This window comes from Alteriqipengyuania lutimaris, assembly GCF_003363135.1.
Taxonomy (GTDB): domain Bacteria; phylum Pseudomonadota; class Alphaproteobacteria; order Sphingomonadales; family Sphingomonadaceae; genus Alteriqipengyuania; species Alteriqipengyuania lutimaris.
Genome location: NZ_QRBB01000001.1, coordinates 1,879,272 through 1,892,421 on the forward strand (window position 1 = coordinate 1,879,272; position 13,150 = coordinate 1,892,421).

Here is a 13,150-nt window from a genome sequence, read left to right on the forward strand (position 1 = left end):
GTGAAGGTTGAATCCGCCGGGAGGGGATTGTCCTAGGAGCGAACCGCTTTCGCCACCGCATCGAGCACGCCATTGGCGAACTTGGCTTCGCGGTCGTCGAAGAAGGCTTTCGCGACATCGACATATTCGCTGATGACGGCGCCCTTCGGAATGTCGACGCGCGCGATCAGCTCGTAGGTGCCGCAGCGCAGAACCTGCAGCAGCGTCTTGTCGAGCCGCTTGAGGCTCCACCCCTCGGCCAGCTTCGCCGCTAGGGCTTCGTCGATCTCTTCGCGGCGTGCATCCACGCCGCGCACGATATCGTCGAAGAAGGGGACTTCGGCATCGGCATAGGTATCGCCCTCGATCTCCCGGCCCAGCCGGTGCTGGTGGAATTCGTCGAGCAGGCGGGGGAGGGGGGTGCCCTCCATGTCGCGCTGGTAAAGCGCCTGGACGGCGGCGAGACGCGCGGCGGAGCGGGCGGTGGAACGTTGGTTGGACATTACTTGAGACGCAATCTGATGGACTGGGCATGGGCCGGAAGCCCTTCGGCTTCGGCAAGGGCGATGGCGGCGGGGCCGATGGCGGCGAGCGCATCGGCATCCGCGTCGATAAAGCTGGTCCGCTTCATGAAATCGAGCACCGACAGGCCGCTGGCGAAACGCGCGCGGCGGCCGGTGGGCAGCACGTGGTTGGGGCCCGCGACATAGTCGCCGACCGCTTCGGGCACCATCCGGCCGAAGAACACGCTGCCTGCATGGCGAAGCTTTGCGAACAGCGCTTCGGGATCGTCGACCGCCAGCTCGACATGCTCCGCCGCCAGCCGGTTGGCGAGCGGGATTGCGTCGTCGAGTGTCGGCACCGTGATGATCGCGCCATGCGCGTCCCACGCGGCGCGCGCGGTCTTGCCGGTCGCGAGCATGGCGGCCTGCACATCGACCTGGTCTTCGACCTGCGCGGCAAAATCGGCGCTGTCGGTGATGAGGATGCTTTGCGAGCTGGGATCGTGCTCGGCCTGGCTGAGCAGGTCAGCGGCGATCCATGCGGGGTCGTTCTGGTCGTCGGCGATGACGAGGATCTCGCTCGGCCCGGCGATCATGTCGATCCCGACCGTGCCGAACACCTGCCGCTTGGCCTCCGCCACCCAGGCATTTCCGGGGCCGGTGATGACATCGACCGGGGCGATCCTGTCCGTGCCATAGGCGAGCGCGGCAATCGCCTGCGCGCCGCCGACGCGCCAGATCTCGTCGATCTCCGCGATATGCGCCGCTGCCAGAACCAGCGGATTGATCTCTCCCTTGGGAGTGGGCGTGACCGCGACCAGCCGTTCGACCCCGGCGACGCGGGCGGGGATCGCATTCATCAGCAGCGAGGACGGGTAGGCCGCGCGCCCGCCGGGGACGTAGATCCCTGCGGCATCGACGGCATTCCAGCGATGGCCCAGCCGCACGCCCGCATCGTCGGTATAGTCGCGCGGATTGGGTTTCTGCGCTTCGTGGTAGGACCGGATCCGCTCCGCCGCGAGGTTCAGCGCATCGCGCAGATCGCCGTCCAGCTCCTCGTATGCCTGCTCGCAGCGCGAGGCCGGGATGCGCCAATCCTCGTCGGAAGAGAGCGTGTGGCCGTCGAACCGGATGCTGAGCTCGGCCAGCGCCCTGTCGCCCTGCGCACCGACCTTGGCGATGATTTCGGCCACGTCACGGCCGACATCATTGGCGCTCTCGCGCCGCGCATTGACGACGCGGTCGAACCGGTCCGCGAAATCGGGCGCGCTGGCATCAAGGATTTCCATCAGGCGGCCGCCTTTTCGTTGAGGCGCGCATCGGCTTCGCGCCGGAAGGTCTCGACCAGTTCGGACACCCGGCTGTCGGTCTTCAGCGCGGCGCGGTTCACGATCAGCCGTGCGGTGATGTCGAGGATGCGCATCGTTTCGACGAGGCCGTTCTCGCGCAAGGTGGTGCCGGTCGAGACGAGATCGACGATCCGCCGCGAAAGTCCCAGAGAGGGCGCGAGTTCCATCGCCCCGTTCAGCTTCACGCATTCGGCCTGGATGCCGTGCCGCTCGAAATGGCGACGGGTGATGTTGGGATATTTGGTCGCGACGCGCACGTGGCTCTCGCTGTCGACATCGCGCGCATCGGCGGCCAGCCGGGCGACCGCGAGGTGGCAATGGCCGATATCGAGATCGACCGGCGCATAGAGGTCCGAATAATCGAATTCCTCGATTACGTCCGATCCCACGATGCCGATCTGCGCCGCGCCGTGGGCGACGAAGGTCGCCACATCGAAAGCACGCACCCGGATCAGGCGCATGTCGTCGCGCGTTGTCGCGAAGCTAAGTGAACGGTTGCCCTTGTCGTGAAAAGCAGGCTCGGGCACGACGCCCGCGCGCTCCATCACGGGCAGGGCATCTTCCAGGAGCCGGCCCTTGGGCACGGCGAAAGTGAGTTCGCTTTGCGGCATGGGGCGCCAGATAGGATGAGGCGGACGAAAGGGCAATTGCGCGCAGACTATGACGGACAAAACGGCTGTGATGGATATCGTCTCGATCCCCGAAGCGATCGAATGGCAGGCACGCCATGCCGAGGAAGCCGGCGCGCCGGGTACCGCACGCGTGATCCGCGCGCTCCTCTCGCTCGAAGACAGCAATGCGGCGACCGCGCGGCGCATCTTCGGCTGGCAGGGCCTTAGCCTGCGCGACGCGATGCCCCTGCGCATCGCGGGCGGCCTGCATTACCTGCTGCTGAGCGGCGAGGAGCCACGGCTCGCGGACGTCTATGCCGGGCGCATCAGCGACCAGGGCCAGGTCGATGCGCTGGTGCGCGAGACGCTGGAGCGCTTCGACGCAGTGCTGATGCCGTGGCTCGACGGGCCGCCGCAGACCAACGAGGCGGGCCGTTCGTCCAGCATCATGGCGGGGCTGTGCTGGCTGGCGGGCAAGGTGCAGCCGCGCTTCGAAATGCTCGAGATCGGGGCGAGCGCGGGGATCAACACGATGATGGGCCGCTATCGCTTCGATCTGGGCGGGGTGGCTGTCGGCCCCTCGGGCAGCCGGATGGCGATCGCACCCGAGTGGCGCGGGGATGCGCCTCCCGCCACCGATCCGCAGATCGTCGATGCGCGTGGGTGCGACGTGAAGCCGGTCGACCTAGCCGATCCGGACGCTGTGCTGAAGCTGAAAAGCTATGTCTGGCCCGAAGCGCGCCAGCGGATGGCGCGGATCGATACCGCCGCCGCGATGGCAGAGCGGATGCCGCCCGAGATCGACCGCGAGCGGGCCGGGCCGTGGGTCGAAGAGGCTCTTGCGCGCCCGCAGGAGGACGGCGTCACGCGCGTCCTGTTCCATACCATCGTGTGGCAATACGTGCCCGAGGGCGAGCAGGCGGCGATTGCTGCCGCAATGGAGAAGGCCGGCGAGGCGGCGAGTGAGGACAAGCCGCTGGCGTGGCTGTCACTGGAGACCAACCGCGAAACCTTCCGCCACGAACTGCACGCGCGATACTGGCCGAGCGGCGGCGAATCGCAGCTGCTTGCCCATGCGCATCCGCATGGCGAATGGGTGGAGTGGGTGGCCGCGCAATGAGTAGTCAGGTTCGCTATCAATTTGCCGAGATGTACGTCGCGGGAGCAATGACGGACGCCGGATGGAAAATCTACTTGCCGTATCGCGACGAGGGCTTTGATTTCATTGCGATGTTGGGTTCTGGGGATGAGACCTTAATCCGTCCGGTACAAGTCAAAGGACTTTATCCCAGCGAACAGAAACTGAAGAAGGGACACTATGGATTTCGTCAGAAATTGTCGGCGCTGAACCCTCAAATGATTCTAGCTCTGGCTTTTTTTCCGACTGACTTTTCGCCTTTCCCCCAACACATCGCGTGGATGCCCAGAGCTGAGATCAAGACAATGTCTCGGGGGTGGCATCGGTGCGAGCCCGCGTCTTTCAGTGCTGACGGTCCGGCGCCGCGACGACACTTCTTGCCATACTTTGATGGTGACGGGCTCTCAAACGCTGCCAGCCCGACGTTCAGCGTCGGGTTGCGCTAGGCCGTCTTCGCCAGAAACGCTTCCATCGCGGCATTGACCTTCTGCGGCGATTCCCACGGCACGAAATGTCCGCAGCCCTGCACCTGCTCCACCGTCAGGTCGTCGATGATGTCTTCAAGCCCCACCAGGTTGCCCGGTGGCAGGGCGACGTCGTCCATCGCCCAGATCACCAGGGTGGGGATCGTCAGGCTGGGCAGCTGCGGCGCCTGGTAGCTGACCGGGATCTCGAAAGGCGCATCCATCGGCGGGACGATGACCGGGCTCGCGCGATACCAGTTGAGCATCCCGAAGGCAGCATCGCGATCCTGCCAATCTTCGAGCAGCCTGGCGCGCTCCTCGTCCTCCATGGCCGAGGAACGGTCCCATTTCACTTCCTGCATCAGGATGCCGACGAGGCCGTTCTCGCGCACCAGATCGTCGTTGTCGGTGTTGCGGAAGCCTCGCATGTACTGGCTGCTCTCGCGCTGGTGCGGATCGAGGAAGAGCAGCTTCTGGAAGATTGCGGGGTGGGGCGCGTTGGCGATGATGCAGCGCGACACGCGGCTCGTGCCGCCGCCCTTCTGCCCGGCGAGGGCAACACCCCAGGCGATGGCGCCGCCCCAGTCGTGCCCGACGATGGTGAAATCGTCGATGCCCAGTTCCGCTGCGAGCAGGAAGACGTCGCCGATCAGCTTGTCGGGCGTGTAGGCCTCGACCTCTTGCGGCTTCGACGAACCGCGATAGCCGCGCTGGTCGGGCGCAATGCAGCGGTAGCGATCCGAGAAATGCGCGATCTGGTGGCGCCAGGTGCGGTGGCTTTCGGGGAAACCGTGGAGGAAGATGAGGGCGGGTGCGTCGCGCGGCCCCTCGTCGACCACATCGAGTTCGATCCCGTTTCCAAGCCTTACGCGAGTCTGTTCCAAGCTCATCACTCCGCTTCGATCTTTTCCATGTAGCCTTCCGCAACCCGCTGCGCGACCTGATCGAACAGCGCGTCGGGCGTCCGGCGCTGTTCGCCCCAGCTGCTCTCGCCGCCGCGCGCGACGATGATCTCGCGCTCATCGGCAGAGATGCCCTCGAGGATGCGCTGCGCGGCTTCTTCGGGCGACATGCCGTTGTCGATCACGCTGTCGCTGCGCCCGCGCACATTGCCATCGGCGGTCAGTGCGTTGCGGCTGACATCGGTCGCGACCGATCCGGGGCACACGACATGGACTGCAACACCTGTTTGCGAAAGTTCGGCACGCAGCGCGTCGGCATAGCCGACGAGCCCGTGCTTGGCCGCGCAATAGGCGGTGCGCAGCGGAATGCCGACCTTGCCCGCGACCGAGGATATGAAGACGAACCGGCCGCTGCCGCGCGCAGTCATATGAGGCAGCAGTGCCTGTGCCGCCGCGATCTGCGCGGTGAGATCGACCGCGATGATCCGCCGATAGACGTCCATGTCGGTATCCACCGCCGCGCTGCGTTGCGAAATTCCGGCATTGGCGACGAAGATATCGACCCCGTTCTGCCATGTGGTCGCCTGTTCGGTGGCGGCGTGCATCGCCGCCTCGTCGGTCACGTCGAACGGTAGGATCAGCGTTTCGGTGTCGAGCGTGTCGGCCACCGCCTGCAGCCGCGCGTCGTCACGCCCCGAAAGTATGACCCGCGCTCCTGCGCTGGAGAACTTGCGCGCCAGCGCCGCCCCGATGCCCGAGGACGCGCCGGTGACCCACGCGACCTTGCCTTCGAACATGCTGCTCATCCTTGGCCGATCACGGATAGGTCACGGTCTTGGGCTTGTCGGGCAGGGGAATCCACTCCTCCTCGTCGCCCGGCACCGTGGGGAAGCGGCCGTTTGCCCAGTCTTCCTTCGCCTGCTCGATCCGGTCGCGGTCCGAGCTGACGAAATTCCAGTAGACGTGGCGTTTGGTGGAAAAGCTTTCCCCACCCAGCAGCATCACCCGCGCGCCCTTTTCGGACCGCAATGCGGGGGCGTCGCCGGGCTTGATGACCACGAGCCAGTAAAGTGGCAGTTCCTCGCCATCGAGCGTCGCCTCGCCGTCTACGACCATCAGCGCCCTCTCGTCCGCCGGCGAATCGATCGGCAACTGCCCGCCGGGCGCGAGGACGATTTCGGCGTAGATCGTGTCGGCGTAGGTCGTGGTGGTGGCGCGTTCTCCCCACAAATCGCCCATGATGACGATGGCGCGCGCGCCGCCGTCCTCGATCACGGGCAGATTCTCGACCGCTTCGAACGCGGGGTCGATCTCTTCCTTGCCGTCGGGAAGGGCGAGCCAGGTCTGCATTCCGAACATGCGCGGACCGCCGGTTCGGTCGTTCTCGGGCGAACGTTCCGAATGAACGATCCCGCTGCCCGCGGTCATCAGATTGACCTGCCCCGGCTCGATCGTGGAGAACGTGCCGAGGCTGTCGCGGTGGTCGATCGCGCCCTCGAACAGCCAGGTGACGGTCGCGAGATTGATGTGCGGATGCGGGCGTACGTCCATACCGCCGCCGGGAGGCAGGCGCGCCGGGCCGAACTCGTCGACGAAGATGAAGGGGCCGACCATGCGGCGATGCTTCGACGGCAGCGCGCGGCGGACCTCGAAATCGCCGAGATCGTGGTTGGTCGGCTTGATGGTCGCTTCTACGGGTCCGGGAATCATGCGGCGTCGAGCTCCGGATAGTGGCGGAAAATACCGTCTTCGTTGAACGCCATCCGGCGATCCGACGCAAGGTATGCCTTCAGCCCGTCAAGCTGCGCCATCGCGTCGCGGCACGCGATCAGCTTCGGATAATCGCCTTCGATCGCTGCCATGCGTTGCGGAAAGGCATAGCGGAGGCCTTCGACCAGCTGGAACAGCGACGTGTCGACGTGGGACCACTTCTCACCCAGCACGAAGGGGCCGTCGTTGGCGGACAGGGCATCCTCGAAATAGCGGAAGAACTTCGGCATCCGCTTCTCGCGAAAATCCTCCGCCACGCGCTTGGCCGCGTCCTTCTGATCGTCGTAATAGAGCGCGTCGGCGATCGGGTGGTGCACGTCGTGCGCCTCGGCGGTGATATCGGTGACGGTCAGCTGCAGCATGATAAGCTCGAGATTGCTGCGCGCGTCCTTGCCGCCGAACCCATGCCGGTCGGCCAGCCAGGTCACGATATGCGCGACCTGGGCGATGCAGATATCGCCATCGACCAGATATGGAGGCGCAAAGGGCCGAATGCCCGTGCGTGCTTCCATGTCGTCGACCAGCGCATCCACGCCATCCTCGCGCGCGCGGTCGCGGTAGCTTATGCCCGCGGCCTCCATCGCGACGCGCACGAACTCGCCACGCCCCGGTGCGCCGGTCCAGTACCAGAGGTCGTATGCCATTGGTTAGCCTCCCGCGCCCGGCGCGCTGGCCTTGATCGCCAAGGCGTGGACCCGGTCGCCGGGAATGTCGCCGAGGGCCGCGTTGACCATCCGCTGACGCTCCAGCCTCGACTTGCCGGCAAAGACCGCAGCCTCGATCGCAATCGTGAAATGCGATTCGCCGCTGCCGTCGTCGCCCATGTGGCCACGGTGCTTCGCGCTGTCGTTGATGATGTCGAGCGTGTCGGGCGCGAATGCATCGCGCAGGCGCCGTTCCATCTCCTGGGCCACGGTTTCGGCCATATCGTCTCTCGGTCCCTTTGAAATTCGCGTCCCGCTATCCCACACTAAAGCGCTATGCGACAGACCCGGTTCCATGGCCGCCACGAAGCGGACGGAAGATTGTGTTCCCACCCCGCCTGCGACGAGCCCGGCGAATTTCGTGCGCCCGGAGCCTACGGCAACAGCTTCGACGGGCCGGGCGAGTGGCGCTGGTTCTGTCTGGACCATATTCGCGAATTCAACGCCGGGTACGACTGGTTCGACGGCATGAGCGCGGACGAGATCCTGCGTGCGCAATCTCCCGCCGCCGGGTGGCAGACCGAAAGCCCCGCCTTCCGCCCGACCGCAGGCGTCGACGGAATGCCACGCTGGGCCGAATTCGACGATCCGCTCGATGCGATTTCGGCGCGTGCAGGCGGGATCAAGAGCCGTGCACGGCGCGAGGCCGAAATGGCGATGGACGGGCGCTTCTCGAAAGAAGAGGCGCAGGCGCTGGAGGTTCTGGGGCTGGGTGCGAAGACCGACCGCAAACGGCTTCGGCAGCGCTATTCCGAGCTGGTCCGGCGCTACCATCCCGACCGCAACGGCGGAGACCGCAGCCACGAAGCGCGGCTGGGGCGCGTGGTGGAGGCGTACCAGCTGCTGAGAAAAAGCGCGGCGATCGCCTGACCGGTTCAGTCGCGGTCTGGCGCGCCGGGCGGGAAAAACTCGCGATAGGGCCTCGCATCCTCCACGCAACGAGCGACCGCAGGCAGCCCGAGCATTTCGGCGCGTAGCGCGGCAACACGCGGGCAATCCGCGGGAATGCGCTCGATCCAGTCGGCGTAGAATAGCGAGGGCGCCGCGGCGCAGGTAACGAGGCTGACATGCGGCGGTAGCCTATTGGAACCGAGCCAGTTCTCGATCCAGTTGTAGGCTTGATTGAGCCGCATCCGGGCGGCCGCCTGTTCGGCTGCATCTGGCGTCTCGCGCATACCCTTTTCAGGACGGTCGCGGCTTACGAACCAGCTCGAAACGAAGCGCTGCATGTTGCCCATCACATAATTGTCGAACACGCGGTCCATCATGCGCGCGATTACTGCCTCGGCAGGGTCCGCGGGAATCAGCGGGGAGGGGCCGGGATGGTGCACGGCGAGATGTTCGACAATACTGGTCGCCTCGACCACCACATTGCCATCGTCGACCAGCACGGGAATGTGCCCGCCGGGATGAACCTTTCCGCAGAATTGCTGGTGCAACGGCTTGCCGCCTTCCAACTGCACGAAGGTGAACGGCGTATCATTGGCGTAAAGCGCGATGAGCGCCTTCCAAGTGTAGGAAGAAAACGGGTGCCCGTGGAGTTCCAGCATCACCAGGTGCCTTCTTCCATCCGCCTGCGCCGTTCCAGCTCGCGGTCGCTGGTGATCGGGATCGGCGCTTCGTCGGGGTAGGGGGGCAGCGTGCCGCCGGGGGTGTAGGTCGCCACCACCGTGCCCTTGGCCGTCACGCGGTGGTCAGTCATCTCCAGCTTGTCGACCAGAGTGCCTTCGCCGAACAGCCGCTTCCCGCGGCCGAGGATCACCGGGTAGGTCATCGTGATCAGCTGATCGATCAGCCCTGCGGCGAGGAGGGCGGGGTAGATCTGGCTCGATCCCTGGATGACGAGATCGGCCCCCTCGGTCTGCTTGAGCGCGGAAATGTCTTCGACACCGCGCATCCGGTGGCTGTTCTGCCATTCGAGCGGCTGGTCGCCGCGCGTCAACACATACTTGTTCGCCGCGTCGAAGGCTTCGCCCATCGGCTTGTTGTCGCCATCGGCATAGGGCCAGTAGGCGGCGAAGATATCGTAGGTCCGCCGCCCCAGCAGCAGGTCGTAGGGCGGCGTGAACAGCGCGCCCAGCGTCTCGTCGATCCCCTCGTCCCACAGCTTGAAGACCCAGCCACCCTGGTCGAACCCACCCGTCGGATCTTCGGTAGGGCCGCCCGGGGCCTGCATCACTCCGTCGAGCGACAGGAACGCGGCCCCGGTAATTCTGCGCGCCATCTCAGTCGCCCCGTCGTGCGGCTTCGATCGCTGCGATATCGATCTTCTGCATCTGCATCATGGCTTCGAAGGCGCGCTTCGCCTCCTCACCACCCGCTGCCAGGGCGTGTGTCAGGGCGCGCGGCGTGATCTGCCAAGAGACGCCCCACTTGTCCTTGCACCAGCCGCACGCGCTTTCCTGCCCGCCATTGCCGACGATCGCGTTCCACAGCCGGTCGGTTTCCTCCTGATCCTCGGTATGGATCTGGAGCGAATAGGCTTCGTCGTGCGTGAACGCCGGGCCGCCATTGAGCAGCAGATAAGGCAGCCCGCAGATCGTGAGCGTCGCCAGCAACACTTCGCCCTGCCTGGTCGAAGGGTTATCGGAGGGGGCGCGTTGGATTTCGCCCAAAGCGCTGTCGGGGAAGGTCGCAGCGTAGAAACGCGCGGCTTCCTCCGCATCCTTGTCGAACCACAGGCAGATGGTGGCTTTGGTATCAGGCATTGGCCGCCTCCCGCTGGGCGATCAGGTCTGCGTCCACCTTCTTAGCGGCCTGGTACGCGCCGCGCTGCTTCAGCCGGTCGGCATAGGCTTCGAACACGTCGCGCTTCGGCAGCGATCCGAACTGCATGCCCCAATCGACATGCGACCCGACATAGACGTCCGCCATGGTGAACCGGTCGCCGCACACGTAGTCGCGCCCGGTCAGCATCGCTTCGAACGTGTCGACCATGCGGTCGAAACTGCCGTAGCCGAGCATGCCCTGCTTCTGCGGATCGTCACCCGCGCTCCAGCCCATGCTGTTCGCGACGACCGCCTGCTCGACCGGCCCCGCGGCGAAGAACAGGTAGCGGAAGTAATCCGCCTTCTCGTGCGTGTCGGGGAGCAGCGCCGCGTCGGGGTGCATCTCGGCGAGGTAGTGGCAGATGGCCGCCGCTTCGGTCACCACGTGGTCGTGGACGCCCCCGTTATCATCGGCGTGGTGATGCACGAGCGTGGGGAACTTGCGCATCGGATTGGCTTTCACGAAAGCTTCGGGCTGGTTGGGCCCGTATTCGACGATCACATGATCGTAATCGGTACCGGCTTCGTGCAGAGCCCAGCGGGCGATCTGTCCGCGGCTCTTCGGGTTGGTGTAGAACGTATAGTCGGCCATGCTCGGTTTCCCTTATGCCCCTTGGCTTCGAGGCCCCACGAGTCCGATCGTCGCGCCCTGCGGATCATGGGCATAGACGGTGTATTCGCCGCCGGGAATTTGCTGCGGGTCGCTGAGCAGCTTGCCGCCGTTCTGGGTCACAGCCGCACAGGCACGATCGATATCGTCGACTCCCGCGAAATACTGCCAGCGCGAGCCTTCGCCATCGGGCTGTGCCTTACCGACTGCGCCGATGCCCACACCATCGTTCTCGATGAAGCGGTAATCGCCCATCTCGCCCATCGGCATCGCGCTCTCCTGCGTCCAGCCGAAGAGCTCGGCGTATAATGCGACGGCGGCGTCCTGGTCCGTGGTCCACAGCTCGTTCCAGCGCATGTGCTGCGCTTGGTCGACCGAGAAGACGTCGCTTTTCGCCTCGGGATCGTCGGCGGGCGGGGTGGGGGACATGACGTAGAAGACCGCTCCCTGCGGATCGGCAACCATCGACATTCGCCCGACGCCGGGCATGTCCATCGGCGGCATGTGGACCGCGCCGCCCGCGTCCTTCAGCGCCGATACGGCACCATCGACATCGGGGTGATGGATATAGCCCAGCCAGCCCGGGGCCGCTCCGCCGGCCTTCATGTCGGCGGTGAGTTCGAGCACCCCGCCGGCAAAGCCGCCGTCCGAGCGGACGATCATGCGATAGGTGCCGCCCGTCGGCAGCGCCTGCCCCTCGGCCTCGATCTCCCAGCCGACGACCGCACGATAGAACGCGCGCGCGCCCGCCGGATCGTCGGTCATCAGTTCGTACCAGATGAAGCTTCCGCGATCTTCGGTCATCACGGCCTCCTCAGGCGTGTTCTTCGAGGATCGGGTCGAATCCGCCGAAGATCATGCGCTTGCCATCGAACGGCATCTCGCCGAACTCCGCCATCCGCGGGTCTTCCATCATCTTCTTTTCCGCGGCCTTGGCGGTTGCCTGATCGGGCCAGGTGACCCAGCTGAAAACGATCTTCTCGCCAACCTCGGCCTTGGTGGCGCGGCGGAAGTCGGTGGTGTGCCCGTCCTGCACGTCGGCCTCCCAGCATTCGATTTGGCTGAGGGCGCCGAACTCCCTGGCAAGCGGCCAGAATTTCTTCGCCACGTCTATATAGGCCTGCTTGTTGCCCTTGGGCACGGCGAGAACGAATCCGTTTACGTACATTCTTACTCTCCCTGTGGTTCTGGTGGTTCGTGCCGGTCGAAGACGGCGAGCTGGTCGGCCATCGCCTGCCGGAATGCCGGGCGGGCCTCGCCGCGCGCAACGTAGGCCTGTGTCGCGGGGTGGGGCGAAAGCAGGTCGCTGCCGCCGATCGCGCGGAGCACGGTGACCATGGCGATATCGGCGATGGTGAATGTCTCGCCCAGCCAGTTCTGCCCACCGAGCAGCCTTTCGAGCGGGGCGAGGCGCTTGGCGATGAACTCCTCAAGGCTCGGGCGGCGGAGCCTGGCCCATTCTTCATCGCGCGCGAAGGCGGTTACGTTGACCCACTCGAACAGCCACGGTTCGACCGAGTTGAACGCTCCGAACAGCCAGGAGATCGCTTCGGCATTGCGCTGCGGATCGCCGGGAAGCAGCGTTTCGCTCTTCCTGCCCAGGTGCAGGAGTGTCGCCCCGCTTTCGAACAGCACGATGTCCCCGTCGCGCAGAACCGGGACCTGGCCCCAGGGTTGCGCTTCGAGTAGCCAGTCCGGCTTGTCGGTCACATCGGCGAGCCGCTCGCGATAGCGGATGCCCGCTTCCTCGCACGCCCAGCGCGGGCGCAGGTCGCGCACGAAGCCGCGCGCAAACGGCGGGACCCACTGGTAGCCGGTGATTTCGATTTCGGCGTCGGGACTAATCATCGACATGGTGCCCGTCCCTCAGGCGTCGATTTCGGCTTCGGCCGGCGGGCCGTCGCTGGGGGCCGCCGGGTCCATCCAGACCGTTTCCCAGGTGTGCCCGTCCGGATCTTCGAAAGCGCCGCCGTACATGAAGCCCTTGTCCTCGATCGGGCGGGGCTCCCCGCCACCGGCGTCGCGCGCGGCGGCATGGATCGCATCGACGGCAGCCTTGTCGTCGAAGGTCAGGCACAGCAGCGCGCCGCTGGTGCTCTTCGCGTCGATGATCGCCTTGTCGGTGAAGGTTGCATAGAACGCATGGTCGAGAAGCATCACGTAGATTGCTTCGGACCAGACCATCGCAGATGCCTGTTCGTTGCTGAACTGCGGGTTTTTCTCGAATCCCAATGATTCGTAGAACGCGGTCGATGCGACCACGTCGGCGACGGGGAGGTTCACGAAAATCATCCTGGCCATGGTGCTGTCCTCTCTTCGCCCCCGACTCGATGTTGAAAACAATGCGCCCTA

The 13,150-nt window shown here is 65.3% G+C and carries 19 protein-coding genes; 3 read left to right on the forward strand and 16 right to left on the reverse strand.

Annotation, left to right across the window (positions count from 1 at the left end; all coding sequences use genetic code 11):
• Positions 1-32: 32 nt before the first annotated feature.
• From nusB to hisG, 3 genes are read right to left on the reverse strand one after another with little or no spacing between them, the layout of a single operon-like run.
• Positions 33-482: a transcription antitermination factor NusB gene (gene nusB / locus DL238_RS08935; protein WP_115491934.1), complete on the reverse strand. Its 450-nt coding sequence runs from the start codon at positions 480-482 to the stop codon at positions 33-35.
• Positions 482-1,771, reverse strand: coding sequence for a histidinol dehydrogenase (gene hisD / locus DL238_RS08940; protein ID WP_115491935.1), 1,290 nt, complete (start codon positions 1,769-1,771; stop codon positions 482-484). The genes nusB and hisD overlap by 1 nt, the downstream gene beginning before the upstream one ends.
• Positions 1,771-2,442, reverse strand: coding sequence for an ATP phosphoribosyltransferase (gene hisG, locus DL238_RS08945; protein ID WP_115491936.1), 672 nt, complete (start codon positions 2,440-2,442; stop codon positions 1,771-1,773). Before hisG ends, hisD begins: the two co-directional genes overlap by 1 nt.
• Positions 2,443-2,491: 49 nt before the next feature.
• Here hisG and DL238_RS08950 point away from each other — a divergent pair, with 49 nt between their 5' ends.
• Positions 2,492-3,562 (forward strand): DUF2332 domain-containing protein, encoded by a 1,071-nt coding sequence (locus DL238_RS08950; RefSeq protein WP_234031023.1) that lies wholly within the window; start codon positions 2,492-2,494, stop codon positions 3,560-3,562.
• A complete protein-coding gene (locus DL238_RS08955; protein ID WP_115491937.1) occupies positions 3,559-4,026 on the forward strand; it encodes a hypothetical protein in 468 nt (155 codons plus the stop codon). The genes DL238_RS08950 and DL238_RS08955 overlap by 4 nt, the downstream gene beginning before the upstream one ends.
• Here DL238_RS08955 and DL238_RS08960 read toward each other — a convergent pair.
• The 5 genes from DL238_RS08960 to DL238_RS08980 are packed head-to-tail and all read right to left on the reverse strand — an operon-like array spanning position 4,023 to position 7,642.
• Positions 4,023-4,934 (reverse strand): alpha/beta fold hydrolase, encoded by a 912-nt coding sequence (locus tag DL238_RS08960; protein WP_115491938.1) that lies wholly within the window; start codon positions 4,932-4,934, stop codon positions 4,023-4,025. The genes DL238_RS08955 and DL238_RS08960 overlap by 4 nt on opposite strands.
• The gene (locus tag DL238_RS08965; protein WP_115491939.1) at positions 4,934-5,752 is read right to left on the reverse strand and encodes an SDR family NAD(P)-dependent oxidoreductase; all 819 of its coding nucleotides are present in this window, start codon (positions 5,750-5,752) and stop codon (positions 4,934-4,936) included. Before DL238_RS08965 ends, DL238_RS08960 begins: the two co-directional genes overlap by 1 nt.
• Positions 5,753-5,762: 10 nt before the next feature.
• Complete coding sequence (locus DL238_RS08970; RefSeq protein WP_115491940.1) at positions 5,763-6,656, reverse strand: pirin family protein; 894 nt, start codon at positions 6,654-6,656, stop codon at positions 5,763-5,765.
• Positions 6,653-7,360, reverse strand: coding sequence for a glutathione S-transferase (locus DL238_RS08975; RefSeq protein ID WP_115491941.1), 708 nt, complete (start codon positions 7,358-7,360; stop codon positions 6,653-6,655). Before DL238_RS08975 ends, DL238_RS08970 begins: the two co-directional genes overlap by 4 nt.
• Positions 7,361-7,363: 3 nt before the next feature.
• On the reverse strand, positions 7,364-7,642 hold the full coding sequence (locus DL238_RS08980) for a BolA family protein (RefSeq protein WP_115491942.1): 279 nt from the start codon (positions 7,640-7,642) through the stop codon (positions 7,364-7,366).
• Positions 7,643-7,696: 54 nt separating this feature from the next.
• On the opposite strand from DL238_RS08980, the gene DL238_RS08985 reads away from it, so the two are divergent.
• Positions 7,697-8,290 carry a J domain-containing protein gene (locus DL238_RS08985; protein WP_115491943.1) on the forward strand — a complete coding sequence of 198 codons (594 nt, stop codon included), beginning with the start codon at positions 7,697-7,699 and terminating at the stop codon, positions 8,288-8,290.
• Between the two features lie 5 nt (positions 8,291-8,295).
• Here the strand turns inward: DL238_RS08985 and DL238_RS08990 are convergent, their stop codons facing one another.
• From DL238_RS08990 to DL238_RS09025, 8 genes are read right to left on the reverse strand one after another with little or no spacing between them, the layout of a single operon-like run.
• Positions 8,296-8,970 carry a glutathione S-transferase family protein gene (locus tag DL238_RS08990; RefSeq protein WP_199801321.1) on the reverse strand — a complete coding sequence of 225 codons (675 nt, stop codon included), beginning with the start codon at positions 8,968-8,970 and terminating at the stop codon, positions 8,296-8,298.
• The gene (locus DL238_RS08995; RefSeq protein WP_115491945.1) at positions 8,970-9,644 is read right to left on the reverse strand and encodes a dihydrofolate reductase family protein; all 675 of its coding nucleotides are present in this window, start codon (positions 9,642-9,644) and stop codon (positions 8,970-8,972) included. Before DL238_RS08995 ends, DL238_RS08990 begins: the two co-directional genes overlap by 1 nt.
• A gap of 1 nt (position 9,645) precedes the next feature.
• A complete protein-coding gene (locus DL238_RS09000) occupies positions 9,646-10,128 on the reverse strand; it encodes a VOC family protein (protein ID WP_115491946.1) in 483 nt (160 codons plus the stop codon).
• Positions 10,121-10,780 (reverse strand): glutathione S-transferase family protein, encoded by a 660-nt coding sequence (locus tag DL238_RS09005; RefSeq protein WP_115491947.1) that lies wholly within the window; start codon positions 10,778-10,780, stop codon positions 10,121-10,123. The genes DL238_RS09000 and DL238_RS09005 overlap by 8 nt, the downstream gene beginning before the upstream one ends.
• A 12-nt stretch (positions 10,781-10,792) precedes the next feature.
• Positions 10,793-11,602: a VOC family protein gene (locus DL238_RS09010; RefSeq protein WP_115491948.1), complete on the reverse strand. Its 810-nt coding sequence runs from the start codon at positions 11,600-11,602 to the stop codon at positions 10,793-10,795.
• A 10-nt stretch (positions 11,603-11,612) separates the two neighbouring features.
• Positions 11,613-11,966: a DUF1428 domain-containing protein gene (locus tag DL238_RS09015; protein ID WP_115491949.1), complete on the reverse strand. Its 354-nt coding sequence runs from the start codon at positions 11,964-11,966 to the stop codon at positions 11,613-11,615.
• Between the two features lie 2 nt (positions 11,967-11,968).
• Complete coding sequence (locus tag DL238_RS09020; RefSeq protein WP_115491950.1) at positions 11,969-12,652, reverse strand: glutathione S-transferase family protein; 684 nt, start codon at positions 12,650-12,652, stop codon at positions 11,969-11,971.
• A gap of 12 nt (positions 12,653-12,664) precedes the next feature.
• Positions 12,665-13,099: a VOC family protein gene (locus DL238_RS09025; protein ID WP_115491951.1), complete on the reverse strand. Its 435-nt coding sequence runs from the start codon at positions 13,097-13,099 to the stop codon at positions 12,665-12,667.
• Positions 13,100-13,150: the final 51 nt, after the last annotated feature.

What these genes read in the sequence shown, in the direction of transcription:
- nusB (WP_115491934.1), bottom strand. Translation starts at nt 482, where the DNA reads ATGTCCAACCAACGTTCCACCGCCCGCTCCGCCGCGCGTCTCGCCGCC.
- hisD (WP_115491935.1), bottom strand. Translation starts at nt 1,771, where the DNA reads ATGGAAATCCTTGATGCCAGCGCGCCCGATTTCGCGGACCGGTTCGAC.
- hisG (WP_115491936.1), bottom strand. Translation starts at nt 2,442, where the DNA reads ATGCCGCAAAGCGAACTCACTTTCGCCGTGCCCAAGGGCCGGCTCCTG.
- DL238_RS08950 (WP_234031023.1), top strand. Translation starts at nt 2,492, where the DNA reads ATGACGGACAAAACGGCTGTGATGGATATCGTCTCGATCCCCGAAGCG.
- DL238_RS08955 (WP_115491937.1), top strand. Translation starts at nt 3,559, where the DNA reads ATGAGTAGTCAGGTTCGCTATCAATTTGCCGAGATGTACGTCGCGGGA.
- DL238_RS08960 (WP_115491938.1), bottom strand. Translation starts at nt 4,934, where the DNA reads ATGAGCTTGGAACAGACTCGCGTAAGGCTTGGAAACGGGATCGAACTC.
- DL238_RS08965 (WP_115491939.1), bottom strand. Translation starts at nt 5,752, where the DNA reads ATGAGCAGCATGTTCGAAGGCAAGGTCGCGTGGGTCACCGGCGCGTCC.
- DL238_RS08970 (WP_115491940.1), bottom strand. Translation starts at nt 6,656, where the DNA reads ATGATTCCCGGACCCGTAGAAGCGACCATCAAGCCGACCAACCACGAT.
- DL238_RS08975 (WP_115491941.1), bottom strand. Translation starts at nt 7,360, where the DNA reads ATGGCATACGACCTCTGGTACTGGACCGGCGCACCGGGGCGTGGCGAG.
- DL238_RS08980 (WP_115491942.1), bottom strand. Translation starts at nt 7,642, where the DNA reads ATGGCCGAAACCGTGGCCCAGGAGATGGAACGGCGCCTGCGCGATGCA.
- DL238_RS08985 (WP_115491943.1), top strand. Translation starts at nt 7,697, where the DNA reads ATGCGACAGACCCGGTTCCATGGCCGCCACGAAGCGGACGGAAGATTG.
- DL238_RS08990 (WP_199801321.1), bottom strand. Translation starts at nt 8,970, where the DNA reads ATGCTGGAACTCCACGGGCACCCGTTTTCTTCCTACACTTGGAAGGCG.
- DL238_RS08995 (WP_115491945.1), bottom strand. Translation starts at nt 9,644, where the DNA reads ATGGCGCGCAGAATTACCGGGGCCGCGTTCCTGTCGCTCGACGGAGTG.
- DL238_RS09000 (WP_115491946.1), bottom strand. Translation starts at nt 10,128, where the DNA reads ATGCCTGATACCAAAGCCACCATCTGCCTGTGGTTCGACAAGGATGCG.
- DL238_RS09005 (WP_115491947.1), bottom strand. Translation starts at nt 10,780, where the DNA reads ATGGCCGACTATACGTTCTACACCAACCCGAAGAGCCGCGGACAGATC.
- DL238_RS09010 (WP_115491948.1), bottom strand. Translation starts at nt 11,602, where the DNA reads ATGACCGAAGATCGCGGAAGCTTCATCTGGTACGAACTGATGACCGAC.
- DL238_RS09015 (WP_115491949.1), bottom strand. Translation starts at nt 11,966, where the DNA reads ATGTACGTAAACGGATTCGTTCTCGCCGTGCCCAAGGGCAACAAGCAG.
- DL238_RS09020 (WP_115491950.1), bottom strand. Translation starts at nt 12,652, where the DNA reads ATGTCGATGATTAGTCCCGACGCCGAAATCGAAATCACCGGCTACCAG.
- DL238_RS09025 (WP_115491951.1), bottom strand. Translation starts at nt 13,099, where the DNA reads ATGGCCAGGATGATTTTCGTGAACCTCCCCGTCGCCGACGTGGTCGCA.